Annotated in this window: 27 protein-coding genes; 22 read left to right on the top strand and 5 right to left on the bottom strand. The window is 58.4% G+C overall.

Annotation, left to right across the window (positions count from 1 at the left end; genetic code table 11):
• Window positions 1-80: 80 nt before the first annotated feature.
• Together QFX07_RS02335 and QFX07_RS02340 are read right to left on the bottom strand one after the other, a co-directional pair.
• Entirely contained in the window at window positions 81-266 is a 186-nt protein-coding gene (locus tag QFX07_RS02335) for an FmdB family zinc ribbon protein (protein ID WP_279755104.1), read from the bottom strand.
• A gap of 227 nt (window positions 267-493) precedes the next feature.
• Entirely contained in the window at window positions 494-1168 is a 675-nt protein-coding gene (locus tag QFX07_RS02340; protein WP_279755105.1) for a 5-formyltetrahydrofolate cyclo-ligase, read from the bottom strand.
• 351 nt (window positions 1169-1519) lie between these two features.
• Between QFX07_RS02340 and galU the strand changes: the two genes are divergently transcribed.
• From galU to QFX07_RS02375, 7 genes are all read left to right on the top strand, one after another.
• Window positions 1520-2428, top strand: coding sequence for a UTP--glucose-1-phosphate uridylyltransferase GalU (gene galU / locus QFX07_RS02345; RefSeq protein ID WP_279741195.1), 909 nt, complete (start codon window positions 1520-1522; stop codon window positions 2426-2428).
• 303 nt (window positions 2429-2731) lie between these two features.
• Window positions 2732-4327, top strand: coding sequence for a hypothetical protein (locus QFX07_RS02350; RefSeq protein ID WP_279755106.1), 1596 nt, complete (start codon window positions 2732-2734; stop codon window positions 4325-4327).
• 419 nt (window positions 4328-4746) lie between these two features.
• A complete protein-coding gene (locus QFX07_RS02355) occupies window positions 4747-5247 on the top strand; it encodes a DedA family protein (RefSeq protein ID WP_279741192.1) in 501 nt (166 codons plus the stop codon).
• A 96-nt stretch (window positions 5248-5343) separates the two neighbouring features.
• Window positions 5344-6528, top strand: coding sequence for a LysR substrate-binding domain-containing protein (locus QFX07_RS02360; protein WP_279755107.1), 1185 nt, complete (start codon window positions 5344-5346; stop codon window positions 6526-6528).
• Between the two features lie 26 nt (window positions 6529-6554).
• Window positions 6555-7064: an NUDIX domain-containing protein gene (locus QFX07_RS02365; protein ID WP_005508451.1), complete on the top strand. Its 510-nt coding sequence runs from the start codon at window positions 6555-6557 to the stop codon at window positions 7062-7064.
• The gene (locus QFX07_RS02370; RefSeq protein WP_279755108.1) at window positions 7064-8245 is read left to right on the top strand and encodes a glycine betaine ABC transporter substrate-binding protein; all 1182 of its coding nucleotides are present in this window, start codon (window positions 7064-7066) and stop codon (window positions 8243-8245) included. The genes QFX07_RS02365 and QFX07_RS02370 overlap by 1 nt, the downstream gene beginning before the upstream one ends.
• Before the next feature lie 6 nt (window positions 8246-8251).
• Window positions 8252-9475, top strand: a complete 1224-nt coding sequence (locus tag QFX07_RS02375; RefSeq protein WP_279755109.1) for a pyridoxal phosphate-dependent aminotransferase — start codon at window positions 8252-8254, stop codon at window positions 9473-9475.
• A gap of 137 nt (window positions 9476-9612) precedes the next feature.
• On the opposite strand, the gene QFX07_RS02380 is transcribed toward QFX07_RS02375, so the two are convergent.
• The gene (locus QFX07_RS02380; protein WP_279755110.1) at window positions 9613-9879 is read right to left on the bottom strand and encodes an exodeoxyribonuclease VII small subunit; all 267 of its coding nucleotides are present in this window, start codon (window positions 9877-9879) and stop codon (window positions 9613-9615) included.
• A 53-nt stretch (window positions 9880-9932) separates the two neighbouring features.
• Window positions 9933-11234: an exodeoxyribonuclease VII large subunit gene (gene xseA / locus QFX07_RS02385; protein WP_279755111.1), complete on the bottom strand. Its 1302-nt coding sequence runs from the start codon at window positions 11232-11234 to the stop codon at window positions 9933-9935.
• A gap of 154 nt (window positions 11235-11388) precedes the next feature.
• Between xseA and QFX07_RS02390 the strand changes: the two genes are divergently transcribed.
• From QFX07_RS02390 to QFX07_RS02455, 14 genes are all read left to right on the top strand, one after another.
• Window positions 11389-12597, top strand: coding sequence for a dehydrogenase (locus tag QFX07_RS02390; RefSeq protein WP_279755112.1), 1209 nt, complete (start codon window positions 11389-11391; stop codon window positions 12595-12597).
• Window positions 12598-12624: 27 nt separating this feature from the next.
• Window positions 12625-13710, top strand: coding sequence for a 4-hydroxy-3-methylbut-2-enyl diphosphate reductase (locus tag QFX07_RS02395; RefSeq protein WP_279755113.1), 1086 nt, complete (start codon window positions 12625-12627; stop codon window positions 13708-13710).
• 279 nt (window positions 13711-13989) lie between these two features.
• Window positions 13990-14946 carry an ABC transporter ATP-binding protein gene (locus QFX07_RS02400; RefSeq protein WP_279755114.1) on the top strand — a complete coding sequence of 319 codons (957 nt, stop codon included), beginning with the start codon at window positions 13990-13992 and terminating at the stop codon, window positions 14944-14946.
• 54 nt (window positions 14947-15000) lie between these two features.
• Entirely contained in the window at window positions 15001-15759 is a 759-nt protein-coding gene (locus QFX07_RS02405) for an ABC transporter permease (protein WP_279755115.1), read from the top strand.
• Between the two features lie 149 nt (window positions 15760-15908).
• Window positions 15909-17165 carry a sensor histidine kinase gene (locus QFX07_RS02410; RefSeq protein WP_279755116.1) on the top strand — a complete coding sequence of 419 codons (1257 nt, stop codon included), beginning with the start codon at window positions 15909-15911 and terminating at the stop codon, window positions 17163-17165.
• Between the two features lie 138 nt (window positions 17166-17303).
• On the top strand, window positions 17304-17936 hold the full coding sequence (locus tag QFX07_RS02415; RefSeq protein ID WP_279755117.1) for a response regulator transcription factor: 633 nt from the start codon (window positions 17304-17306) through the stop codon (window positions 17934-17936).
• Window positions 17937-18152: 216 nt separating this feature from the next.
• Window positions 18153-19238, top strand: coding sequence for a redox-regulated ATPase YchF (gene ychF / locus QFX07_RS02420; RefSeq protein WP_279741172.1), 1086 nt, complete (start codon window positions 18153-18155; stop codon window positions 19236-19238).
• Between the two features lie 406 nt (window positions 19239-19644).
• The gene (locus QFX07_RS02425; protein WP_279741171.1) at window positions 19645-20124 is read left to right on the top strand and encodes an Asp23/Gls24 family envelope stress response protein; all 480 of its coding nucleotides are present in this window, start codon (window positions 19645-19647) and stop codon (window positions 20122-20124) included.
• 212 nt (window positions 20125-20336) lie between these two features.
• Window positions 20337-20753, top strand: a complete 417-nt coding sequence (locus QFX07_RS02430) for an Asp23/Gls24 family envelope stress response protein (RefSeq protein WP_279741170.1) — start codon at window positions 20337-20339, stop codon at window positions 20751-20753.
• Window positions 20750-21298 carry a DUF6286 domain-containing protein gene (locus QFX07_RS02435; RefSeq protein WP_279755118.1) on the top strand — a complete coding sequence of 183 codons (549 nt, stop codon included), beginning with the start codon at window positions 20750-20752 and terminating at the stop codon, window positions 21296-21298. Before QFX07_RS02430 ends, QFX07_RS02435 begins: the two co-directional genes overlap by 4 nt.
• A gap of 187 nt (window positions 21299-21485) precedes the next feature.
• Window positions 21486-21965: a hypothetical protein gene (locus tag QFX07_RS02440; RefSeq protein WP_279741166.1), complete on the top strand. Its 480-nt coding sequence runs from the start codon at window positions 21486-21488 to the stop codon at window positions 21963-21965.
• Window positions 21928-22611 carry an RNA polymerase sigma factor gene (locus QFX07_RS02445; protein WP_279741165.1) on the top strand — a complete coding sequence of 228 codons (684 nt, stop codon included), beginning with the start codon at window positions 21928-21930 and terminating at the stop codon, window positions 22609-22611. The genes QFX07_RS02440 and QFX07_RS02445 overlap by 38 nt, the downstream gene beginning before the upstream one ends.
• A gap of 188 nt (window positions 22612-22799) precedes the next feature.
• Complete coding sequence (locus QFX07_RS02450) at window positions 22800-23159, top strand: hypothetical protein (RefSeq protein ID WP_459741232.1); 360 nt, start codon at window positions 22800-22802, stop codon at window positions 23157-23159.
• Window positions 23149-23505: a transcriptional regulator gene (locus QFX07_RS02455; RefSeq protein WP_279741161.1), complete on the top strand. Its 357-nt coding sequence runs from the start codon at window positions 23149-23151 to the stop codon at window positions 23503-23505. The genes QFX07_RS02450 and QFX07_RS02455 overlap by 11 nt, the downstream gene beginning before the upstream one ends.
• Before the next feature lie 121 nt (window positions 23506-23626).
• Here QFX07_RS02455 and QFX07_RS02460 read toward each other — a convergent pair whose 3' ends face one another.
• Window positions 23627-23839, bottom strand: a complete 213-nt coding sequence (locus QFX07_RS02460; protein WP_005505155.1) for a TOBE domain-containing protein — start codon at window positions 23837-23839, stop codon at window positions 23627-23629.
• Between the two features lie 344 nt (window positions 23840-24183).
• Here QFX07_RS02460 and QFX07_RS02465 point away from each other — a divergent pair, with 344 nt between their 5' ends.
• Window positions 24184-24552, top strand: a complete 369-nt coding sequence (locus QFX07_RS02465) for a zinc ribbon domain-containing protein YjdM (protein ID WP_279741157.1) — start codon at window positions 24184-24186, stop codon at window positions 24550-24552.
• Window positions 24553-24603: the final 51 nt, after the last annotated feature.

Consider the following 24603-nt stretch of genomic DNA (forward strand, 5'->3'; position numbering starts at 1 on the left):
CCGGGAGTGCTTCTTGAACGCCGAGGGGCGGGGCAACTTGTGTTGCCCCGCCCCTCTTATGACTGGTGTGGAACTTTCGCTTAGGAGTTGCCCTTATCGGTGCTGTAGAAGCCGGAACCCTTGAAAGTCACGCCAACGGTGTTATAGCGCTTGCGCAGGGTTTCTTCGCCGCACTGCGGGCAGACGCGCAGTGCGGCGTCGCTAAAGGACTGGCGCTGTTCAAAGACGTGATTGCAATTCTTGCACTGGTAAACGTAGACCGGCATATTGTCCTTCTGTATCGATTTTTTAGCTGAGCGGGTTTAATAACAGTGGTTTGAGTGTACCGCTTTTGAAATGCTCTGGGCTATTTGCGGTTTCTTCTCAAAAGCTATTGCTGGTTTCTTTTTGCCTTTTTCTTGAGCGACTTTGTTGGAGTGTTCCTGCATATCTTTGAGCTTTTGCATGAAGATTTGGGGTGTCAAGCAGGAGGTGGGCGGTGCTGGTCAACCGGCTACACTGATGACTGCTGAGAGGCATGGAAAATGCCTTCTTCGGTGAGGATGACTGGCAGAATAGCGTCCCACTGGTCGTAGGGAATAGCTTTATAAATTTCATCGGCAAAGACCACACCGATGGTCTGCTCATTCAGCTGCTGTGCGCTGAGCAGGGGGATAATGCGGTCGTAGTAGCCGCCTCCCTGACCGAGGCGGTGCCCGCCAGCATCAAAGGCGAGAGCGGGGATGAGGCGCACATCGGCGTTCACGAAGGCTTGCTCGTCCTGTTCTTCGCCCTCGGGTTCGGGGATTCCCATGGGACTGAGCGGATGCTCAACGGCGGGGTCCCAGTGCACCCAGGCGAGCTTGCGGCCGGGACGCACGACGGGTACGAGGATGCGGTGTCCCTGCTGATGGAGAGCGTTTAGTGACTGAACGATGGGCGGTTCAGATTTGGTGGGCAGGTATGCCGCGATGGTGCCGGGGGAGTGGAGGCGCTGCGCGACCGCCTCAAGAATGTGGCGGGTGAAAAGGTCAGCCATCTGCTGCTGGTCATGTTCGCCGCGGCGGCTGCGTGCGGTGAGGCGGTGCGGGCGAATCTGGGAACGGAGAATGTCTTTATCCAGGGAGATATCTTCTGCGCTGGCACCGGTGTCGGAGTTGCTGATTGCGGCTGCGGTATTGAGAGGCATGGTGTGTCCCATCGTCTTGCGGGTGAGGTCTTAATATAGGGGCGGGGGAGAGTGGCTCTATGGGTTAGGTTGGCTGGTTTGAATCGTGGTGCCTCTGCTCTGAGGGGCGTTTAAGGTGGGGCGAAAACATCTATGCGGGCGGCAAAAAGTAACCTACTCTGCTGGGCTGTAGAATCTACTTTTTAGTATAGGGATTACAGAAAATAGCATTGGGTTCTGAAGAACGTATTTTCTCTACATCCCGAAGAACGTAGCTTCACTGATATGTAGTTAGTCACGTTGAAGATTTTTTCATGTCATAGTGTCGATAAATCAGCTTAAGTACTTTATAACTTAGGGTATTCTTGTGGCATGGCTACTGAAATTAAGTCTGTTACTAAGGCAGTTATTCCTGCTGCTGGTCTGGGCACCCGATTCCTGCCCGCCACGAAGGCAACCCCGAAGGAAATGCTCCCCGTCGTCGATCGCCCCGCGATTCAGTACGTGGTGGAGGAAGCAATCCGTGCCGGTCTGAACGACGTTCTGATGATTACCGGCCGTAACAAGCGCGCTCTTGAGGATCACTTTGACCGTGTTCCCGTTCTGGAGCAGCAGCTTGCTGAGCAGGGTAAGGACGCCCTGCTCGCATCCGTGGTAGCTACCAATGAGATGGGCGGCGACCTGCACTACGTGCGTCAGGGTGACCCCAAGGGTCTGGGCCACGCTGTTCTGCGCGCAAAGCGCCACGTCGGCGATGAGGCATTCGCTGTTCTGCTCGGCGATGACCTGATTGACGAGAAGGAAGACCTGCTCGCTCGCATGGTGGAGGTCCAGGAGCGTACCGGCGGTTCCGTCGTTGCTCTGATGGAGGTTCCCCGTGAGGCTATTTCTGCTTACGGTGCAGCTGCTATTGAGGCTGTTGAGGGTGAGGACGATTTTGTAAAGATTACCGGTCTGGTTGAGAAGCCTGCTGCTGATGAGGCTCCCTCGAACTACGCTGTGATTGGTCGTTACGTTCTGAGCTCGAAGGTCTTCGAGGTTCTGGAGAACACTGCTCCGGGTCGCGGCGGCGAGATTCAGCTGACCGACGCTCTGCAGACCCTGGCTCAGGGGGAGGGCGAAGGCGAAGGCGTCTACGGCGTGGTCTTCTCCGGCCGCCGTTTCGACACCGGTGACAAGCTGTCCTACCTGAAGGCAAACGTTATTCTTGCTGCTGAGCGCCCCGAGTTCGGTGAGGACCTGCGCGCATGGCTGAAGGACTTTGTCGCAGAGAACTGCTAAGCACTCTGCATCCGCTCTCTAGCGAGGGCAACCGATAAATACCAACCACGCTGAGGAAGGTGTTCTCTCTTGTGGGCGTTAGCCCAAGAAGGGGGGCGCCTTCCTTTGTGTCGTACGTGGGATATTGTTGAGTGAGGGGTCAATGAGAGTACTGCTGCGAACATGTATTGCATCTTCGGATGCATATTCCTTCTAGGGTATATGCGCATATTTAGACCGATTCTTGCCCCTTATGGAAAGCATCGAGAATATAAGGGTATGATTAAAGTCTAGGGATAAAGGGACTATAGAGGGCGACCTGATATGACGCTGTTGAACACTTCTGGTGTGTTGGTAATTCTGACCGTGATTTTGCTGCTGTGGTTTGTACCCAGGAGTCTCCATCGAGCGCCCGCAGGTTCCGTCATGGAGCCTGAGCGTCCCTTGATTAGCGCCGAGCGTACCGCTGAGGACATTCTTGCCTCTGCAGGTGTGCTGCTGAATGAGTCGGATGCGTACCAGTCTTCCGATTATGCGGTGGCGCCGGGTACCTCTCTGCCCTCTTCTGCTCTTTCGCAGGCTTCTTCCTCTCACGCTGTCGATGACTCCGCTCAGCCTGCTCTGGATACGGCTTCTATTTCGCAGATTCGCGAATCTTCTCCCACTGCGCCCTATACCGATGGAATCCCTGTAGTGGAGGAGGTAAAGCCCTCCGCCCTGTCTTACTTTGACACCTCAAGCCCGAGTGGTATTGGCCTGCTGGTTGCTGTTGCATTGGCTGGTTTGGGCCTTCTGAGTGGCGTTCTTGCTCTCTTTGGTGTTGCGGCGTGGGGTTGGGCTGTTCTCTTCCTGATTCTTGCCGGTGGCGTGTGGGCTGTGAGCCGCTTCGGTCTGCTGGAGTCTGCGAGTGATCAGATTAAGGCTCGTCGTGCTGCTCGTCTTGCTGCGGCATCTGAGGAGGAGCCCGGTGAAGAGGATGCAGAAGATTCTGATGAGGACGAAGTGCCTGCCGGTAGTGCCGACGAGTCTGCGGAGGCGCCGGTTCAGGACCCGATCGAAGAAGAGAAAACCCCCGCTCGCTCCGCTACCCGCAAGCCCGTACACGGCATGAACCGCGAGGCAGCACGCCCGAGCCGCGCACATGCTGCAGTGGAGGCATCTGAGGGTGCACCCGAGGTGGCTGCTCGCGAGGAGGCGCCCGCGCCTTCTCAGGCTGTTCGTCCTGTTCGCCCGGCACCCGCTCGTTTTGCCGCAACTAGCTCTGCCGAGTCGCCTGCGGCTCATCACCCTGAGCATCGCCAGCAGCGTCCGAGCCGCTTCCAGCCGATTCGCCGCGGTAGCGTGCTCTTCGACCAGGAGAGTGGCTCGGCTACTTCCTCCGCGGCTGCGCCTCGTACCGCGGGGCAACCTCAGGTTGTACAGGCGTATGTTGGGCAGGCTCAGGCGGTACAGACTCCTATTTCACAGCATCAGCCCGTTCAGAAGGCTCCGGCACCTGTCGCCCAGCCGGTAGCGCCTCAGCCTGCTCAGGTTCAGCAGGATTCCGCTCAGGCACCTGCACAGTCGATGGCAGCTGCCGTACAGCAGCCGGCAATTCATCCTGATCAGCCGGTGGCTCGCCAGGCTCTGCGCGACGGTTCACCCGTCCGCCAGGTAGCTGAGGCTCCTGCCGCTCAGCCGATTCCTGAAGAGATTCCTCTGCCGGATATCCTGGATGATTCCGAGTTCGATACGCTGGATATCGCCTCGCTGAACGACCCGGCTCTCTCGACCGGTGCTACCGCGACCGTTGGTGTTCGTTCGACGAGCCGTCACCCCGGTGCTGGCTCCTCCTTTGAGGCTGTGAGCAACACCTGGAACCCGGTTCAGTTGCCCAAGCCGCTGAGCGCCCTGCACCGCCAGGATCAGGATAAGAAGTAAGCTCTGCGGTCACTACATGTAAAACCCCCGACATGTCGTACTGTCGGGGGTTTCGCGTCCCTGGGTAATAGGGACGGTTAAAGAAAAAGGAACCCCGTCTATGGGGTTCCTTTTCTAGCATCACACACAGGAAGAAAGCCTTCTAGACCGACTAGGAAGGCCTTCCCACAAGACCTGCCCTATTCGGTAATAAAAATATATCCTAATTCCTGCACCTGGTACAAGCTGAAAATAGTGACACCCTGTCAATAAACTAAGGTTTACCTAAGTAAAATCCTTGTTATTGCAGGCGACAAGGGGCAATAACCCCTGGCTGAAAAAAATTTAAAAAAAATTTTAGCCCCCTCCGTACGTTGAATAAGAAGCCTCAAAGAACCTTCAATCAGGCTAATATTGCCCACTCATGAGAAAATAGCCAGATGAAAGATTGGTTTGACGCACTCCCGATTGAGGTAGCCCTAGCAATCATGTGGGGTGTCGGCATTGTTCGCACCAGCATTGTCTACGGCCTCGGAGTGCTGACCGCAGAAGGGGGATCCCGCTTTGACCGCATCCGCAAAGCCATGGATAGCCCGCTCTACCGCAAAGCGCGCGCCTTCATCAACCGATGGGGCGTTATTGCCGTGCCCCTCTGCTTTCTTACCGTGGGTCTGCAAACCGCGGTCATCATCACGACCGGCTTTACGAAAATGCCGTTGCGTCGCTGGGTTCCCGCGATGCTGGTCGGAACCTTCATATGGGCGTGTATCTACACCACCATCGGTTTCGCAATTCTTGCCGCGCTCGGCCTGGAACCGTGGATGTTCCCGGTCGCCCTCGCCATTGTTATTACGGTGCTGGTCATTGCGGCTCAGCTGCGCGAACGCCGCATTAACCGCGAAACCGTTGAGAACGCTACAGCAAACATTACCGAGAACTAGTCCTGCCCCCAGCAGGGGATAGGTGCACTATCTCCCCGGGTTGAGGCCGCTTACCTGACCCCAATACCCCCGCCCAAGATGTGCTAGCGTGGAGGGATGACTTCATCCGCACCCTCCACCGTAGGTATCCCCGAAGAGCAGCCCGCCAACGACCCCGCTCTCACCGCAATCGACCCCGAGCTGAGCGCGCCTGAAAACGCTACCGACGAGGTAGAAACCGAAGCGCTCACCGAGGCCCCCACCCGCGTGTACCTGCATCCCGAGCAGCTGGCAATGATTCAGACTCCGGAGGCTTTGCCCATCCCCGTGATACAGCGCTCTGTGCTGCGTGTTAGCTACGTTCCGGCGATTATGCCCGGCAAGTGGTTCAACCGCTGGCATGAGCGTTACGGCGACCGCGTGCAGCTGGCGGAGGTACCCGTGCGTGAGGCGCGCGGCCTGGACTCCCTACATCAGGATTTGTGCCTGATTGATCCCGCCGCTAACCTCCCTGCTGGATCTTCAGAAGAGGGAACCTCCGAGGTGCCTGCCGAAGTTGCCGAGCACTCTCCCATTGAGTGTAAGGACGTACCCGAGAATCCCTTCGCACACATGAGCATTGTGCGCCCCGACCGCGAACCGGTAAGCACCGACGGCGAGAAGTACCACAGCATCCGCCTCTACGAGGAACTGCCCGTGGTCATTCTGCCGGTGGATCATGTGCTCACCGTACTTGATGAGGTGCCCGTGGAGGAGCTTGCCGAAGAGTTCCTGTTGCAACCGGCCTCCGATATTCCCGCCTATGAGGAAGTATCCCGCGCCTGGCGTGAGAACGCAGGTCGCATTGTGCCCGAAGGTCTGACCGATAAGGAAACCATCGAGCTGGTTGCCGCCGGTGTGGGCCTGTACATTGTGCCCATGTCCATTGCGCGTTTCTACCACCGCAAGGACCTCACCTACCGCCCCGTTGCGGGCTTGGACGTCTACCCGGTGCACCTGGTGTGGCCGCGTGCCCCCAAGGGCGAGCCGCGCAGCGAAGAGCTTGAAGCGCTCCTGCAGGACTTCATCGGTATTGTGCGTGGCCGCACCGCAACCAGTGACCGCGGCAGCGAAACCCGGCAGGCACGCGCTGAACGCGTCGCCGCCGAAAAAGCAAAGGCAAAAGCGAAGGCACGAGCCGCCAACGCCCGCCGTGAAGCACGCGATAAAAAACGCGCCAACGCCAAGAAAAACGGTAACGCACGCCAGCACTCCCGACAGACCGCCAAAGCCGCCAGTGCACGCCGCGGCAAGAAACGCTAAAGAACGATAGACGGTAAAATCAAACCATGGCATTAGCAATGGAAACCCGCCCCGCAGCCTACGCAGTCATCATTGAGCAGGGCAAGCTGCTCATGACCCGCTGGGTGCCCGAAGACCGCGCACTCAGCCCTCTCTGGTCCCTGCCCGGAGGCGGCATGGAACCCGGCGAACAGGCCGATGAAACCGCGCTGAGGGAAACCCTTGAAGAGACTGGCTATAGCGTCGCTATTGAAGACATTCTGGGCGTGCACGCCGGGCACTTCCCCGTGCGCTCCACCCAGAAAGACCCGCAAGCGCTGCCTTTCTGCGCCCTGCGGGTGGTTTTCCGTGCCCATATTGTCACCGGCGAACTGCGCCATGAAATTAACGGTTCCTCCGACACCGCACGCTGGGTACCCATCGCTGAGCTAGATACCATCCGCTACGGTACTCTCATAGACGAGGTAGCCTCCATGATGGGCTACTCCAATGCCGCCAGCTGGGCACGCGAATACCGCGAATTTCTTGCCGACGAAAATGCACGGAAGCTTCCCTAATGAACCGACTAACCATCACCCGCCGTGCGGTGTTCACCTCCCTGGTGCTCATGCCGCTGCTCGCCGCCTGCGGGAATAATGACGCAACCCCCCAGATGGACCTTTCCGCATCCAGCTACGGTACTCTGCGCATCGGCTACGGTGCCCTGCGTGAAATGCGTGCTGTGGCGCACCTGTACGCGCGCGCCCTGCGACAGGTTGGCTACTCCGTTGAACTAGTTGACACCGACAACAGCCGCGCTACCGCCCTGCGCGGGCTCATGGTTCCTTCGGCTAACTCCGCCACCCCTACCGCAACTTTGCCCGACGATGAGGAAACCGGTAGCACCGCAGCCGCGCTTGAATCGTTGGACCTGGTTATCGACTACAGCGGCGACCTGCTGCTTTACCTGACCGACGACGGAAAAATCAGCCCCGCCGCAGCGCAGAACGAACGCATCGCGGCCTCCATGAGCGCCTCCGCTCAAGCCGCAGGCGTGACCCTGCCCCCGGCAGCTACCCCCAACCCGGAGGAGAGCACCGCCTCCGCGCATGCTACGGACGCAACCGCGAGCCCCACGGCAAGCTCTACCCGCTCCGCAGACCCCATCAACCTGCGTGCCATGAGCACCACCGACATGACCAACGCCATCTCGCGTATCCTGCCCGAAGAGCTCATGCTCCTCAACGGTGCCCATGCCACCAACAAGGATGTACTGGTCACCACCCGCGCCGTGAGTGCCCGCCACAAGCTCAACTCCCTCGCGAACCTGCGTGAGGTACACTCTTCTCTGGCGTTCTCCATTCCGACCGGGTACTCCAGCGGCACCTACGGCGTGGATTCTTTGCATAGCCTCTACCGCTACCGTGTGCACAACCCGAAGATTCAGGACAACCCTGCCGAGCGCGTTAAAGCCCTGACCTCCGACAGCGTGCAGGTGACCCTGCTGCACAGCAGCGACTCCGCGATTGAAGAGAACCGCCTGGTTATCCTGGAAGACCCGTCAACGGCACTTTTGCAGCAGCAGTTGGTGCCCATTATTCGTCGTGCCCTGCCAGATAGCGCCCGTACGGCAATTAACCGCGTATCATCTACATTAGACACGGGTAACCTCTCGTTCCTATTGCGTCTGACCAGCGGATCCAACCCCATCGCAGATGATGACGCAGCGCAATTCATTTTGGATCACCCTAGAAAGTAAATCATCATGACGAAGTACCGTCAGTCCTCAAAGTTGAGCAACGTCCTGTACGACATCCGCGGCCCCATTCTGGACGAGGCCAATCGCATGGAGGCGATGGGTCACCGCATCCTCAAACTGAACATTGGTAACCCCGCCCCCTTCGGCTTTGAAGCGCCCGACGCCATCATGATGGACATCATTCGTCACCTGCCCGAAACCCAGGGCTACTCCGACTCCCGCGGCCTCTACTCGGCACGTACCGCCATTGTGCAGCACTACCAGAACCGCGGCATTATGAATCTTGACACCGACGCCGTCTACCTCGGCAACGGCGTGTCTGAGCTAATCCCGATGACCCTGCAGGCACTGTGCGAGACCGGCGACGAAATCCTGGTTCCCATGCCTGACTATCCGCTGTGGACCGCATCCACTGCGCTGGTTGCCGGCAAGCCCGTGCACTACCTCTGCGATGAGGAAAACAACTGGTACCCGGATATTGAAGACATTAAGTCGAAGATTACCGAGCGCACCAAGGGCATCGTGGTTATTAACCCGAACAACCCCACCGGCGCCGTGTACCCACGCGCAGTCCTGCAACAGATTGTGGACGTGGCACGCGAGCACAATCTGGTGGTCTTCGCTGATGAAATCTACGAAAAGATTACCTATGACGATGTTGAGGTTGTCAACATGGCAACCCTCACCGGCGACGACGTGCTCTGCCTGACCTTCTCCGGTCTGTCCAAGGCATACCGCGTCTGCGGTTACCGTGCAGGCTGGGTCGCTATCACCGGCCCGAAGAAGGACGCCACAAGCTACCTTGAGGGTATTCACCTGCTCGCCTCCATGCGCCTGTGCTCCAACGTTCCGGCACAGCACGCAATCCAGACCGCGCTCGGCGGCTACCAGTCCATTAACGAGCTGATTATTCCCGGCGGCCGCCTGTACGAGCAGCGCACCCTGGCGCACAAGATGCTCAACGAGATTGACGGCATCAGTTGCACCAACGCCGAAGGCGCACTGTACCTGTTTCCGAAGATTGATGTTGAGCGCTTCGACATTACTGACGATGAGCAGTTCGTCCTGGACCTGCTTAAGAGCCAGAAGATCCTCTTCAGCCACGGCCGCGCCTTCAACTGGAAGGATTCGGACCACTTCCGCCTGGTGTTCCTGCCCGATACGCAGACCCTCACCAGCGCCCTGGAGCGTCTGGGTAACTTCATGGCTGACTACAAGCAGAAGCACTAGCCCTCCCGCCTCTGCTACATATAGACAGAAGTAGCCTGCCCCGCAGTTCTGATGAGCTACGGGGCAGGCTATTTTTAGTGGCTTAGCGGATGCGTGATGCGCCAGAGAGCCGAGGAACGCGCCGGGGGGGGGGCGTGCTAGTTCGCCGCAGGCTCCCCGCCCTGCGCACCAGCCTGCACACCGCGTGCCGCGTTCAGGCGCTCCTGTGCGCCCTGCAGCCACGCCTCGCAGCGGGCGGCTAGTGCCTCGCCACGCTCCCACAGGGCGATGGAGGTTTCTAGGTCACTGGCGCCGGACTCCAGCTGGCGCACGACCTGCTCCAGCTCGGCACGCGCCTGCTCATAGCCGAGGGTTTCGATGGGTGCGCCCAGTTCGGCGCTGTTGAAGCTAATGTTCTCGCTCATTGAGGAACCTTTCAGAGGTAAAAACTAGGGGTAAAACTTAGGGGTATCGAGGTTTAGGAGATGTTTGAGGGATCCGTGGAGTTTACGGTCGCCTGCGCCGAACCGACCGCCGCGCGCACCGTAATCTGCTCGCCCTCGCTCAGCGCTGAAGCGTCACGCACAATAGCGCCCGCGGCATCCTGAACGATGGAGTAGCCGCGGTTGAGCGTCTGCGCAGGTGAGAGCGACCGCACCCGTGCCAACGTATGCGATAGGGTTGCTGACTCGCGCTCCAGACGGTGATGCACCGAACGGTGCGCACGCTCGCGCAGCTGGCTCAGCTCCTCCACACGCATGAGCAGGGAGGACTCCGGATGGGTGAGCACCGGGCGGCTACGCAGCTGGGCAATGTAGTTCATCTGCATGCCCACGTAGCCGAGCACCGCTCGGTCCAGGCGGGCGCGTGCCTCGATGATACGGGCGGTTTCCTCCGAAATATCGGGCACAATGCGCTTACCCGCATCGGTGGGGGTGGAGGCGCGCAGGTCGGCGACCGCATCGAGGATGGGGGAGTCCGCCTCGTGACCGATTGCCGAGACCACCGGGGTGGTGGCTGCTGCGACAGCGCGGATGAGGGCTTCCTCGGAGAAGGGCAACAAGTCCTCGAAGGATCCGCCGCCTCGGGCGATGACGATGACGTCCACTTCCGGGTGGGCATCCAGCTCGGTAAGAGCCCCAATGACCTCAGCCGCCGCGCCTTCACCTTGAACGCGGGTATTGCGCACTTCGAAGACCACGCCGGGCCAGCGCAGGGAGGCGTTGCGGATAACGTCCTTCTCCGCATCAGAATCGCGACCGGTGATTAGACCGACCCTGTTCGGTAGCATGGGTAGCGGCTTCTTTCGCGCGTCAGAGAACAGCCCCTCGGCGGCGAGAGCTTCACGTAGACGCTGCAGCTGCTCGTGCAGGTTGCCGGTGCCGACCGCGTACACTTCCTTGCCGATGAGGGAGAGTTTGCCGTTCTTCCACAGGCTCGGCTTGGCGCGGGTGACGATGCGAGCGCCTACGGTCACATCAGCTGCCAGGCCGCTACCGGCACGCCCGAAGAGTGCGAGGGTGAAGGAGAAGTCTTCGTTGAGGTCTTTGAGCTCCATGAAGACGTTGCCGCCGCGGCCATTTAGGGAGGCAACCTGCGCCTCCACCCAGAGCTCGGGAACCTTATCTACGTAGTTTTTGAGGTTCTGTGCGAGCAGGGCGAGGGGCCAGGGGTTGGTTGCGGTGGTTTCCTGAGACTTCCCGGGAAGCTGCCGCTCGTGCACGGGTGGCACCACCAGGGCGGGTGCCGGCTGCGCTGCGGAAAGGTTGTAGAAGTTCATACCCTCTATTGTCCCTGATTGGTGAGTTATGCGCCTGCTCACAGGTCAGTCAAGCGAATCGGGGTATCTTGCACGCAACCAGAAAGACTTAGCTTCTGGCGCATTCTGCGGGTCCGAATCGGCTTTGAACAGTGTGAGCGGGTACCCTAGGCTCATGCGCTCACCCGATCAGTCAGCACACCAGAACAATGCCCTCAACACCGCCGCGGCTTCGTCAGCGGCGGGTATTGGCACCCAAAACTACCCGGCGGATACGACCCGAGTCGTCGACACCCGGATTACCCGCACGGACGGCTACTATACGGCGGATGAAGACACCACCCTGCTACAGCCCACCCGCACGCTCGGCCACACCGCAGCCCCCACCAAAGCTGAGTTGCAGGCGGCCCCGGAGCCTCCCTTCGCGGCAGGTTTGCGAAGGTTCCTGACCGTTGTGTTGTGCACCCTGGCCCTGGTCACCGGTCTGGGGGCAACCACGGGTGCCTGGGTGAACTCAAAGCTCATGTCAGAGCGTGGTTTCTCGCAGATTTCCTCCAACCTGGCGGAAGACCCAGAGCTTGCCTCACGCATCGCCGACGGAGCGGTGGAAGACCTCATGAACTCCGAGGCTATGACAACCTTCCTCGACGGCACCAAAGAAAGCGGCTTATACTCCATTCTTGTAAAGCCGACACAAGACGGCATACGTTCCCTGCTCAACCGTTCCGCGGCTGAGCTATCAAAAACTAAAGAATATCGAAGCCTCTGGAAGGAAATAGCTGAGGAAACTCGCCGCTACAACCTTGAGCACCAGGACGGCCCTGCCGTCATTGTGCTCACCCCCTTCTACCGCGCGCTGGATGCGAAGATCGGCTCTATCGGCTTCTTCGACCCGGACCTGACGAAGCTCGGCCCTGAAACCCTCAACATTGACCGGGTAAAGGACGGCAGCAACCAGCAGGGTCAGCAGGATTGGTACCTGCACGCCGGCATTAACCGTGCCGCCGCGTTGGGCAAGTCCACGGTGCCGCTGACCATCATTTCGGTGCTGAGCCTGCTGCTGGCTACGTTGCTGGCACCCAGACACCGCATCCTGGTGCCGGTGGTTACGGCTCTGCTCTACGCCCTGCTGTGCTGGGGCGCCGCATCCTGGTTTGGCGGTCAGAGCCCTGAATCCCTGGGAATTACCAGCCACAGCACCGCCGGAACGGCGCTGATTACCGGGATATGGAACCAGCTTGCACCGTCACTGACCGAGCATTTGCAGGCGGCGGCAAGCTACGGGCCGGTCCTGGCGATCATCGCCCTGCTGCTCGGTATTCTGATCCGCCTCATCGCCCTGGGACGTAACCCTGCGAGCGATGCCACAGCCATCACACACTAAAAGTCCGAACAACGTAGGATAGTAACCATGTCCACTGAAACTATTGCCCTGGGCCTGCCGCCCGTACCCCGCGAGCGCCGCAGTCGCGCCGAGGTTGAAGCCGCTGCACCTGTCAATGGCGAGAAGAAAGTCCTCCTCGCCACCCCGCGCGGTTACTGCGCAGGCGTTGACCGTGCCGTGATTGCTGTTGAGAAGGCACTGGAGCACTATGGTGCGCCCGTCTACGTTCGTAAGCAGATTGTTCACAACCGCCACGTGGTAGAGACCCTGGAGAAGCAGGGCGCTATCTTCGTTGATGAAGTGGACGAAGTTCCCGAAGGTTCCGTGACCGTGTTCTCGGCGCACGGCGTGTCCCCGGCAGTGGTTTCCGCAGCCGGTGAGCGCTCCCTAAACACCATTGACGCGACCTGCCCGCTGGTGAACAAGGTGCACCGTGAGGCCGTACGCTTCGCAAAGCAGGACTACGACATCCTGCTCATTGGCCACACCGGCCACGAAGAGGTTGAAGGTACCGCCGGCGAGGCACCCGAGCATATCCAGATTGTGAACTCACCCGACGAAGTGGACCAGGTGACCGTCCGCAACCCGGAGAAGGTCGTCTGGATTTCTCAGACCACCCTGTCCGTGGATGAGACCCTGGAAACCGTGGCGCGTCTGCGTGAGCGCTTCCCCTCCCTGCAGGACCCGCCCTCGGACGACATCTGCTACGCAACCTCCAACCGCCAGGGTGCAATCAAAGAGATCGCTCCGCGCGCTGACCTGGTGATTGTGGTTGGTTCGGCGAACTCCTCGAACTCCGTGCGCCTGAAGGAAGTGGCACTTGAATACGGCGCTAAGCGTGCCGAGCGTGTGGACTTCGCACACCAGGTGGACGAGGCCTGGTTCGAGGGCGTGGCGACCGTGGGTCTGACTTCGGGCGCGTCCGTGCCGGAGGTGCTGGTTCAGGAGGTGCTGGCGCTACTGGCTGAGTACGGCTACAGCACTATCGAAGAGGTTGAGACCGCGAAGGAAGACATTCTGTTCTCCCTGCCGAAGGAACTGCGTTCCGCCCTGAAGAATGACGAGAACGTCGGCCGCCAGCTCGGTGGCCGTGGCGCGAAGCCCACTCGCTAATACTTTTAGCTTATGACCCCGTGTCCTCTTCCCCGTGTGGGGAGAAGACACGGGGTTTTTCGTGTCTGAGGATGAGCGGGCAAGGACGCTTGCGCAGCTTCACGTTCACGCTACGCGGGAGAGTGCACCCTCTGCGGAGCTGGGGAGCCTTGAGGACGGAGTGCCCGCTTCGCGTAACTGACCGCGACGTTCGCATATCCTCAACTCATGACATTTGTCATGGGCAGGTCATGACACTCTGTACCGCACCGGTGCGAAAACCGGCGGTGTAATAGAAACATGAACACCGCAGTACTTCAGAACAGCACGCAACAAAATATCGCAGAAACCGTTATTTCCGCCCGCTCCCTCCGCCAGGTTTTCTCCACCCGTGCGGCAGACACCGTGGTCGCTGTCGACTCGATTGACCTGACCATCAAGCGCGGCGAAATCATCGCATTGCTCGGCCCCAACGGCGCAGGCAAGACCACCCTCATTGACATGATTCTTGGTTTGACCCAGCCCAGCGGCGGTGAGTTGAGCGTCTTCGGCCGCAACGCCTCCGAGGTGGCACGCGCCGGTCTACTCGGTGCGGTTCAGCAGACCGGTGGCCTGCTCAAGGACTTGACGATTCGCGCCACGGTCGAGATGATTGCTGCCCTGTACCCCAAGCCCATTGATGTGGATGAGGTACTCGCCGGCGCCGACCTGACCGAGATTGCTAAGCGCAAGGTCGGCAAGTGCTCGGGCGGTCAGCAGCAGCGTCTGCGTTACGCCTTGGCGACTATGCACTCGCCGGAACTGCTAATCCTGGACGAGCCGACCTCCGGCATGGACGTGAATGCGCGCCGTACCTTCTGGGAGCGTATGGAAGCCATCGCCGAGCGTGGAACGACCATTCTTTTTGCGACGCACTACCTGGAAGAAGCGCAGAATTTCGCCCAGCGCATTGTGCTTATGGAATCCGGCTCTATCATCGCTGACGGCTCCTCCGACGAGATCCGTGCGCTGACCGGCCACCGCCACCTCAGCTTCCTCGCAGCCGCACCCATCACCGACCTGGACGTGCCGGTTGAGGTTACCGAAGAGTCCGGCGGGTACCGCCACCGCATCTCCGTGCTGGAAATTGAACAGGTACTGCGCACTCTGCTGAACAACTACAGCATCACCGACCTGGAGGTCACCAAGCCCTCCCTGGACGATTCCTTCACCCTGCTGACTGAGCAGGCCGCCGCCTCCAAGGCATCCGAAGCCTAAACACCACACCGCCTCAACATCACACCGCCGTTACATACTTTCAAGGAAAATATCATGCTCCGCTACGCACTCTACGACATCCGCGCTTCTCTCTTCTCTATGGACCGTTTCTTCTTCGGCGTGGCACTGCCTATCGTCTTCTTCCTGCTCTTTGGCGCGATGCAGGAGTATGCCTCCCAGCCGATGGGCGAGGGCAACGTAGCTGCATACGTCATGATTGGCATGGCGCTATACGGTGCCGTGCAGAACACCGTAGCAATTAGCGGCAGCACCGTCACCGAGCTGTCGAGCGGCTGGAACCGCCAGCTGGCATTGACCCCGCTGACCACCGGCAAGTACCTGGGTGCGAAGACATTGACCGCGCTGGTGATTTCTGCGGTGCCGGTGATTGCGGTGAATATTGTGGGCATGTTTACCGGTGTGGAGATGCCGCTGAACCAGCAGCTTGCGGCTGGTGCCCTGACGGTGATGTGTGGTCTGGTATTCGCTTTCTACGGCATCATGATGGGTCTGCTGATTCGTAACGAGAACGCCGTGTCTATTGCGAACGGTCTGCTGGTGGTTATGAGCTTTTTCGGTACCGTGTTCTCCCCACTAAGCACCGACCTGCTGAACTACGCCCGCTTCACTCCGCTGTACGGTGCCGCTGAGATTGCCCGCTACCCATTCGCCGCAGGTCAGACCATTATTCTGGGTGGTAAGGACTGGTTCGTCACCGAGCCTCTCTGGTACGCCGTGGTGAGCCTGGTCGTGTGGGCGGCGATCTTCCTGGGTGTTTCTGCCCTGCTGATGCGCCGCGCAACCCGCCGCTAAATGCTTCTTTCCGCTGCAGTCTCAAGAGTTCCGTAGTATCAGGGGCTCCTGAGGCTGCGGCGGAAGCCATACCCACTCACACCACATCGACTAACACAGCCGCGCCGGTGGTATCTGCACCCGAGGCACCCGCACGTTAGGCTAGACCCATGACCGAAACCCACACCCACCCGAACGAATACCCTCATGCAGAGAACGAGGCGGCCCCCTCCGCCGCGCAGCACACCCTGGGCAAGAACCGCTTCCGTTTCCTCCACCGCGAACGCCGCGGCAGCGTGAACTGGCTGGCGCTGGGCTTCAGCGCCCCGTGGCTGGTGTTTCTGCTCATGCCGCTAGATAGCTTCCTCACCGCCCCGGAGCTGGCGCATATGCGCTGGATCGGTGTGGCGCTGGTGGCGCTGTTCGCGGTGGTGAACTGCTCAGCGTACGCGGTGCCGTGGCTGGTTCCGGTCGCCTCCACAATGCGCCGAAACGTCATCTGGACGATGCTGATGGCACTGCCCGTGGCTGGTCTGACGGTACTGCGGGTGGAATCGGCATATATGGTGTTCCTGGCGTTCAGTATGTACTTTGTGGCGTTCTGGATTTTTGGCACAATCGCCCCGTACCGCCTACGCTTGGGCGTAGCGGCGACGATTGCCGTGGCCTGCTGGTTAATTTTTGTGGCGGGTACCGGTTTTGATGTCACCGCGCATGGCGGTAGTTCCCTCTTTATTGGTGCGCCGATGGCGGGCTTGCTGGGCTTCTCCTACTTGATTGAGCTCGGTGAACGTGCGGACGTAGCGCGTGCCTCCCTGGCGCTCTCTGAGGAACGTGAAGAGATCGCCCGTGACGTGCACGACGTGCTGGGCCACTCCCTGACCGTCATCACCCTCAAAGCGGAGCTGGCACAGCGCCTGCTGGAGATTGACCCCGCCCGCGCCGATGCGGAGATGGAGGCTATCGTGCAGCTGTCCCGCGCATCCCTGGCGGAGGTTCGTTCAACCGTGACGCGTCTGCGTGTGCCTGATTTCTCGGGCGAGATTGAGGGTGCGGGTCGTGCCCTACAGACTGCCGGTATTCGCGCCGAACTGCCGGAGGCTCAGAGTGCGCTCGCGGTGGCTGGTGTGAACGCGAAGCTGTTCTCCTGGGTTCTGCGTGAGGCGGTGACGAACATGGTGCGCCACTCGGGCGCGAACGCGGCTCGGGTGCGTCTGAGCGCAACCGGTCTGGACATCATCGATAACGGCGTGGGTGTGGGTGATGCCCGTGGTAACGGTCTGACGGGTATGGGTCAGCGTGTGGCGGCCTCCGGCGGTAGCGTGGTGATTGAGACGGCACCTGAGCAGTGGCTGGAGGAGAACCCTGCTGGTGGGGTGGGCACCCGCATCCGTGTGAGCATGGATGGCGATACCTCACTGCTGTAGGTAGATGCTGCAGATTGTGGAACTTAGTGCCGCGCCCTAGACGGGTAAGCTACCCACCCCTGTATGGTGGTGGTAGACAACCTATCACGGTTGTTCCGCCCGGTATGTTCTGCCCGTCTTCAGCCCTGGGAGGCTTCCATGATTCGTGTTCTGCTCGCTGACGATCAGCAGCTCATCCGTGAGGCTCTTGCCGCCCTACTGGGTCTGGAGGTTGATCTGCAGATTGTGGGTCAGGTCGGTAGTGGCGACGAGGTGCTGGGTGCTGTCGCACTGTTGCAGCCGGACGTGGTGCTGTTGGACGTGCAGATGCCCGGCACTTTGCTGACTGATGGTATTGAGGCGGCTGCGGCGCTGCGTAATGCGGGTGCTTTGAGCGAGTCGGGTGAGCCGGTGCGCACTCTGATTGTGACGACTTTTGGCCGCCCTGGCTATGTGCGCCGCGCGCTGGAGGCTGGTGCGAGTGGTTTTGTAGTGAAGGATACGGGTGCTCGCCAGTTGGCGGAGGCGATTCGTCGTGTGCATGCGGGGTTGCGTGTGGTGGATCCGTCGTTGGCGGCGGATTCTTTGGTGACGGGTGCTTCTCCGTTGACGGAGCGTGAGGCGCAGGTGCTGCGTGAGGCGGCATCGGGCGGTACGGCTCAGCAGATTGCAGCGGCGTTGTTTTTGTCGGCTGGTACGGTGCGTAATTATTTGTCGGCGGCAATGGCGAAGACGGGTGCGTCGACGCGTCAGGATGCGGTGCGTATAGCCACGGAGAACGGCTGGCTCTAGCCCCCTGATCTCATCAACCAGGGCGGCTCCTGCGTGAACACGGTAGAATGGTAGTGTTTATGTCCGCAGGCGCCCCGCACCCGTTTCTTCCTGAGACTTGCGGTGCCGCGCTTGGAAGCGGGCACCATTTTCGCCCTGTGCCCTCCCACACCCGCCGCATCACTTACGCGGCGCATCCTGAGTGTATGGCGGGGTACATGATTCGAAGGAAAACTTGTGGCTCTAACTATCGGCATCGTTGGCCTGCCTAATGTGGGCAAGTCCACCCTGTTCAACGCTCTGACCGGCAACACTGTGCTGGCGGCTAACTACCCGTTCGCGACCATTGACCCGAACGTGGGCGTGGTGAACCTGCCGGATGTGCGTCTGAACCGCCTGGCTGAGATTTTTGGTTCGGAGCGTATTCTGCCTGCGACTGTTTCGTTTGTTGATATTGCGGGTATTGTGAAGGGCGCTTCTGAGGGTGAGGGCCTGGGTAACAAGTTCCTCGCGAATATTCGTGAGGCGCACGCTATCGCCCAGGTGGTGCGTGCGTTTGATGACCCGGACGTCATTCACGTGGACGGCAAGGTTGATCCCGCCTCCGATATGGAGACCATTAACACTGAGCTGATTCTGGCTGACCTGCAGACTCTGGAGAACGCTATTCCGCGTCTGGAGAAGGCTGTGAAGATTAAGAAGGGTGACGCCGCTCAGCTGGAGACCTACAAAGCCGCGCAGAAGATCCTGGAGGATGGTGACACCATCATTTCTCGTGTGAAGGACGCGAAGCTGGAGCTGGCTCACTTGAAGGAGCTGAACCTGCTGACTGCTAAGCCGTTCATTTACGTTTTCAACGCTGATGAGGGCATTCTGGCCTCTGAGGAGAAGCAGCAGGAGCTGCGTGACATGGTGGCACCGGCTGAGGCTGTGTTCTTGGATGCGAAGCTGGAGGCTGATCTGGTGGAGCTGTCTGAGGAGGAGGCTCGCGAGATGCTGGAGATGAACGGTCAGGATGAGTCCGGCCTGGACCAGCTGGCTCGTGTGGGCTTCTCGACCCTGGGTCTGCAAACTTATCTGACTGCTGGCCCGAAGGAGGCCCGCGCCTGGACTATTTATAAGGGTGATACTGCGCCGCAGGCTGCTGGCGTGATTCACTCTGACTTTGAGCGTGGCTTCATTAAGGCTGAGGTTGTGTCTTTCACTGACCTGGATGAGGCTGGCTCCATGGTGGAGGCGAAGGCTCGCGGTAAGGTCCGTATGGAGGGCAAGGACTACGTCATGCAGGACGGCGACGTGGTCGAGTTCCGTTTCAACGTCTAAGCCGTAAAAACATAAAAGCGGAGCCCAGCACTGTGCACAGTGCTGGGCTCCGCTTTTATGTTTGTTGGCTTCTTCTGAAGAATCTGGTTGGGATATCTTCTTGTTTGACTCTATAGGATGACAAGATAGAAAGCTGTCTTCCGAAGTATTTGTGACAGATTATTGCACGCAAAATATGACCTTTTTTGAGCTGTGTGATTCATTGCATAAAATAAAGTTATGACGAAACCACATCTGGTAGCGTCTAACTACTAGCACGGCAAATATGACGGGCAGCAAAACCAGTCAGATCAGTCAACAGAGAAAGCTGATTGTGGATGCCACCGAGGGCACCTTGACTATATTGCTTACTGCATCGTGCATAACCGTTATTAACCATCTCGGATTTTTACGAAAGAGGCTCCAAATGAGCAACAACGCTATCCCCCAGACTGCAAAGCAGCGCGAGCACGACGAGAACAAGGCTGAAGAGACCAAGGAACCCCGCGGTCCTCTCCAGACCGAGCACGGTATTACCACCATTGATGAGAGCGTCGTCGCAAAGATTGCTGGCATGGCAGCTCGTGAAATCCCCGGCGTCTACGACATGGGCAATGCTGTTCGCCGTGCGTTTAGCGCTGTGACCGACCGTATCCCCAACGCTCAGACCAACGTCGCTGGCGGCATTAGCGTCCAGAAGGGTGAGACCCAGGCAGCTATCGAGGTTACCGTAGTCGTCGAGTATGGTGTCTCCATCGTTGAGGTTTCCGACGCAATTCGTCGCAACGTTATCGAGCAGCTTGAGGGCACCACCGGTCTTGAGATTGTTGAGGTCAACATCAACGTTACCGACGTTCACCTGCCCGAGGATGACTCTGACAAGTCTGAGGACACCGACCTCAAGTAACCCGCATCCAACGCCTTAATCTAAGGAGTTCTTATGAAGACAACGCACCTGGCCCTCCTAGTGGGCCTGTTCCTTGGAGCCGTTCTTGCCTTCGGTTCTTTCGGAACGTTTGTTCTGGTAGCCCTGTGTGGCTTTGCCGGATGGGCCGTAGGCCTCTGCATGGAGGGCCGGGTCGATGTCCGAAGCCTCCTGGACGGGCGAAAGAAGTGACGATGGTGACCGCGAACCAGCGTATAAACACGCAGCTAAGTGCTTCCCAGGAAGAACGTTCTTCCTGGGAGCACCGCGGCACCACCACCATCCCCGCGCGACTCGTTGCAAAGATTGCAGCTGAGGCTGCAAACGAAAGCGCCAATGTTGGCTCAAATGCTGGAGGTGTACTGGGAATTGGTACCCGCCACAACTTCGACTCGCGCCCTGAAGCCCAATGTGAACTCTACGGCCAGGTAGCAGTCCTGCACCTGGACATCGGACTGGTCTTCCCCGCACCTTTGTCCCCCATCATCGAACATCTACGCACACACGTGCGTAATCGCGTTGAGTACCTCACGGGGCTTAGTGTGGGCAAGATTAACATTGAGATATCCTGGCTCAATCCGAGTAGCCACGTTAGGAAGAGCCTTAAATGAGTACACCTGTTCCGAAACTAATTCGTCGTCCCTCGCGAAGCATCCCTAACATCCTGTTGGCTCTGGTATTGCTCGCCTTGGGAGGACTGGTGGTTTGGCTTGCGGTTCACCGAATGGTGAACGGTGCCTGGCCTGAGTCTATGGTGGGTACCCTCACCGCTATTGGTTCTACCACTCTTGGCTCCATCACGGCTATTATCTTCGCCATCATCTTGGCGGGGTGCGGTCTGGCTATGATCATTGGCGCTGTGTGGCCTGGACTTCCGGATCGCCTGGAAATTTTCCCCGACGATATTCCCGGTCAGACTGTCGCAAAACGCCGAGACTTGGCTAACCTCATTCAGACCCAGATTGAGCAGCTTGACGGCGTCCACTCCGCTATCGTTACTGCTAGCGGCTCCCGCGTAGACGTTATTGTCTATAGCGTCTTGGACGACCTCGGCCCCGTGCGTGAAGCTGCGCGGAAGAAGACCAACGAAGTGCTAAAGATGCTTGCACCCGTGGGTATTGTACGTACTCGCGTGCGGATTAAGCATATTAGCTAAAGGAGATACGAATATGCGTTCAGTTTCTGGTGTTTTGAATAGAACTGTCCTGGCCATCTTTGGGCTTCTCCTTGTAGTAGCGTCCTTTTGGCTTTTAGCTTCGGGTTTCAATGCTGGTCAGACTTGGCCTGAAATTGCACCTTACCTGGCCTCTGCACAGGACCCGATAGCTAGCTTTATCGGACCCATGGTGCACACACCGTGGTTCCTGCCTGTAGTAGCACTGGTATCAGTACTTATTATCATTGCTGGCTTGTTCATGCTGGTTGCACAGGTTCCCCGTAAAGCTACTACTTCTCCTTTGAAGTTTAGCGGTTCTGAGGGTGTGCTGATGGCTACTTTGGCACCTGAGGTTCTGGCGCAGGCTCTGTCTGAGCGTGCTCGAGAAGTCCCTGGTGTAGAAAAGTGCGCTGTCTGGGTTACTGGTTCCCCGAAGAGCCTGTGGGTTCAGGCAGAGGCTACTGTCTCTCAGGGGTGTGAGGTTGAGTGGGCTATTGCTGAACTGAAGAACCGACTTAACAATGATGTGGCAGTATCTTTCGGCGCGACCCCCAAGCAGATTGACGTTCTAGTACGGCTGGAGCGTTCTTCGAAGCAGCGTAATGTCTCCGAGTCTGTAACTGGCCATCATGCACCCGAAATCACGGGAGAGAGCATTGGCGCGTAACCCTCAGAGCGAGGTGACGCTGGAACCTCAGCCCCATCAGTACCCCACTGCGCAGCTGAGTGCTTTGTCTGAATCAACGCAGGACGAGGATCGATACCTCGTTCTGCGTGCTCAGGACGGAGATATTGACGCCTTTGAGAAGCTTGTTAAGCGTTATCAAGGGCGTCTCTTTCGCTCTGCATATATGATTGTTCGGAACCGTCAGGACAGTGAGGATATTGTTCAAGACACCCTTGTCCAAGCTTGGGGTAGCCTTCACCTAGTTCGGGAACCAGCAGCTTTTCGTGGCTGGATTATGCAGATTTGCACTAATAAAGCTACTAGTATGGTGCGTAAGCGTCAGCGTCGAGCCACTGATCCTTATGACGCAGAAGGGCTCGAAGGCGTGAGCGGTGCGGCTGAGATGACGTCGAGCAGTACCGCTGACCCGGCTGATTCCAGTGAAGTTAATGCGCAGATTCAGGCCCTTGCCAATCTTTTGGCGTCCGTGGAGCCTGAACTGCGTGTAGTGTGGATTCTTCGAGAAATCGATGAAATGTCATATGAAGAGATTGCCAAGACACTAAACCTGACAGTTTCGACCGTCCGTGGGAGGCTGGCACGAGCCCGTTCTCTCATCATACGCCTGATGAAGGAGTGGGCTTGAGTAAATCCAACAACCTCTCAAATAAGGTCCGACACTCAGCAGCGTCGGCAAAATCACTCTCACGCTCGCATGAGCAGGACAATCTGGACACCCATGAATATCTGAGTCTCATCGCCTCCCTCCACAAGGAATGGGACCGGCTAGAGGCTATGGGAAGTACCTCGGTTATGCCGCGACCCCGTTCCATAATGGACGCTATTATCGCTGAGACTCGACACGGTACTCAGGTGGAAATGCCCGATACAGATTTGGGTCCCTACAGCATGTCTGAGTTTTCGTTGAGGGCCCTTATTCGCCGCATTGTAGACTCAGTACCCGGTGCACGTTCCTTGCGTTCTTCTTTCGAGCACGCACCTTCAAGCGAAGAACATCGCGGTCTGGGGGTTCCGGAGGGTGTATCTTGCCGAATCTCGGCGTACGCTCCCATTAAAAGCTTACCGCAGCTGGCCCAGCAAGTCCGTGATGCCGTCCGCGAAGCCTGCTATGAGAACCTGGGAATCTCCCCGACGGTCAACGTACATATCGAGGATATTCATCATGACGACTAACTTCTCTGCTGCCGAGCTACTCCGGCTTGTCACTGCCATTCCCGGAGTACGAGGAATCGAACCTGGATTGGGTAGCACCCTGAAAGTAATTGGTAGCCGCATGCCGCAGGCCCGATTTGGCGTCATCATTGAATCAGGCTTGCGCAAAGCTACTATTGAGGTCAGTATTGATGGATCCAGGCCGGTCAAAGATATCGTACGAGATATCCAAGAGACTGTCATTCATTCGCTGTCTCAATCGCAACAATACGACGAAGAACATACAAACTCTAAAACCTTAGACTCAACCGGTAGCGATAACGACAATACCCCGCAGGTTAGGGTGAGGGTCCAGTCCCTCCTGTAGGGGGGGTCAACCTCAGAAAACAACGGAGCCCCGCACTACAGCTCGTAGTGCGGGGCTCCGCCCTATTAACCCTCGCGCGCCACAAAAAGCAGCTACCGGGTGTAAGTCTTATTGACCGGGATTAGTGGTCAGCACCAACCATCACGTTGGACGCCTTAATCACTGCGTAAGCGGTCTCGCCAACCTTCAGGCCCAGCTCCTTGATGGACTCGTTGGTGATGGACGCAGAGATAACAACCTCGGGAGCGATCTCGATCTTAACGATGCCGTTAGTTGCACCCTCAGTAATCTCAACAACCTTGCCAGCGAACTGGTTACGTGCAGAAAGCTTCATGAAGCCGTGCCTTTCACTCAATAAACGTACAAATACTCCAAGCATTCTACACGCCGTAGCCATTGAGAAGTATCTTCCAACCAAAATATTACGCACCAACTATGCAAGTTTTATTTTCGGATTTACCCATGCCCCGAATCCGCCCCTAAAGACCAACAAAAACCAGCCCCGCACATGCGGTTCACACCCGCCAAATGGTATAGTCAGCACGAACGCGAGAATCCTCGTACCCTCCACCGTCGCACCCCTTGCCTGGCTGACGCGCGCCCACACGCCGAAGCACCACCGCTGTAGCACCGCGGTAACAGGAGAGCGGCACATCCGCACAGATCGAAGAAGGAACTATGAGCGAAAACCTCAACGAAATCGAAGCACCCGCCTGCCCCGAATGCAATGAAAACTACACCTACGAAATGGGCGCACTCTGGGCATGCCCCATGTGCGGCCACGAATGGGAACGCACTGCAGCCGGCGAAACTGAAGAAGCAGCAGGCTCCAAGGTTCTGGACTCCGTCGGTAACGAGCTCGTCGACGGCGACTCCGTCACCATCGTCAAGGGCCTGAAGGTTAAGGGCGGCGCAGACATCAAGGCGGGCACCAAGGTGCGTGGCATCCGCCTGCTCGAATCCCCCGTGAACGGCCACGACATTGAGGCGAAGGTCCCTGGCGCAGGCCAGATGTACCTGAAGTCCTCTGTGGTGAAGAAGGCATAAAGCGCTTCGCATTAGATGCAGAAAAGGCGGCACCTACCGCACTAGCTCGCG

The organism is Rothia similimucilaginosa, from assembly GCF_029850985.2.
Taxonomy (GTDB): Bacteria; Actinomycetota; Actinomycetes; order Actinomycetales; family Micrococcaceae; genus Rothia.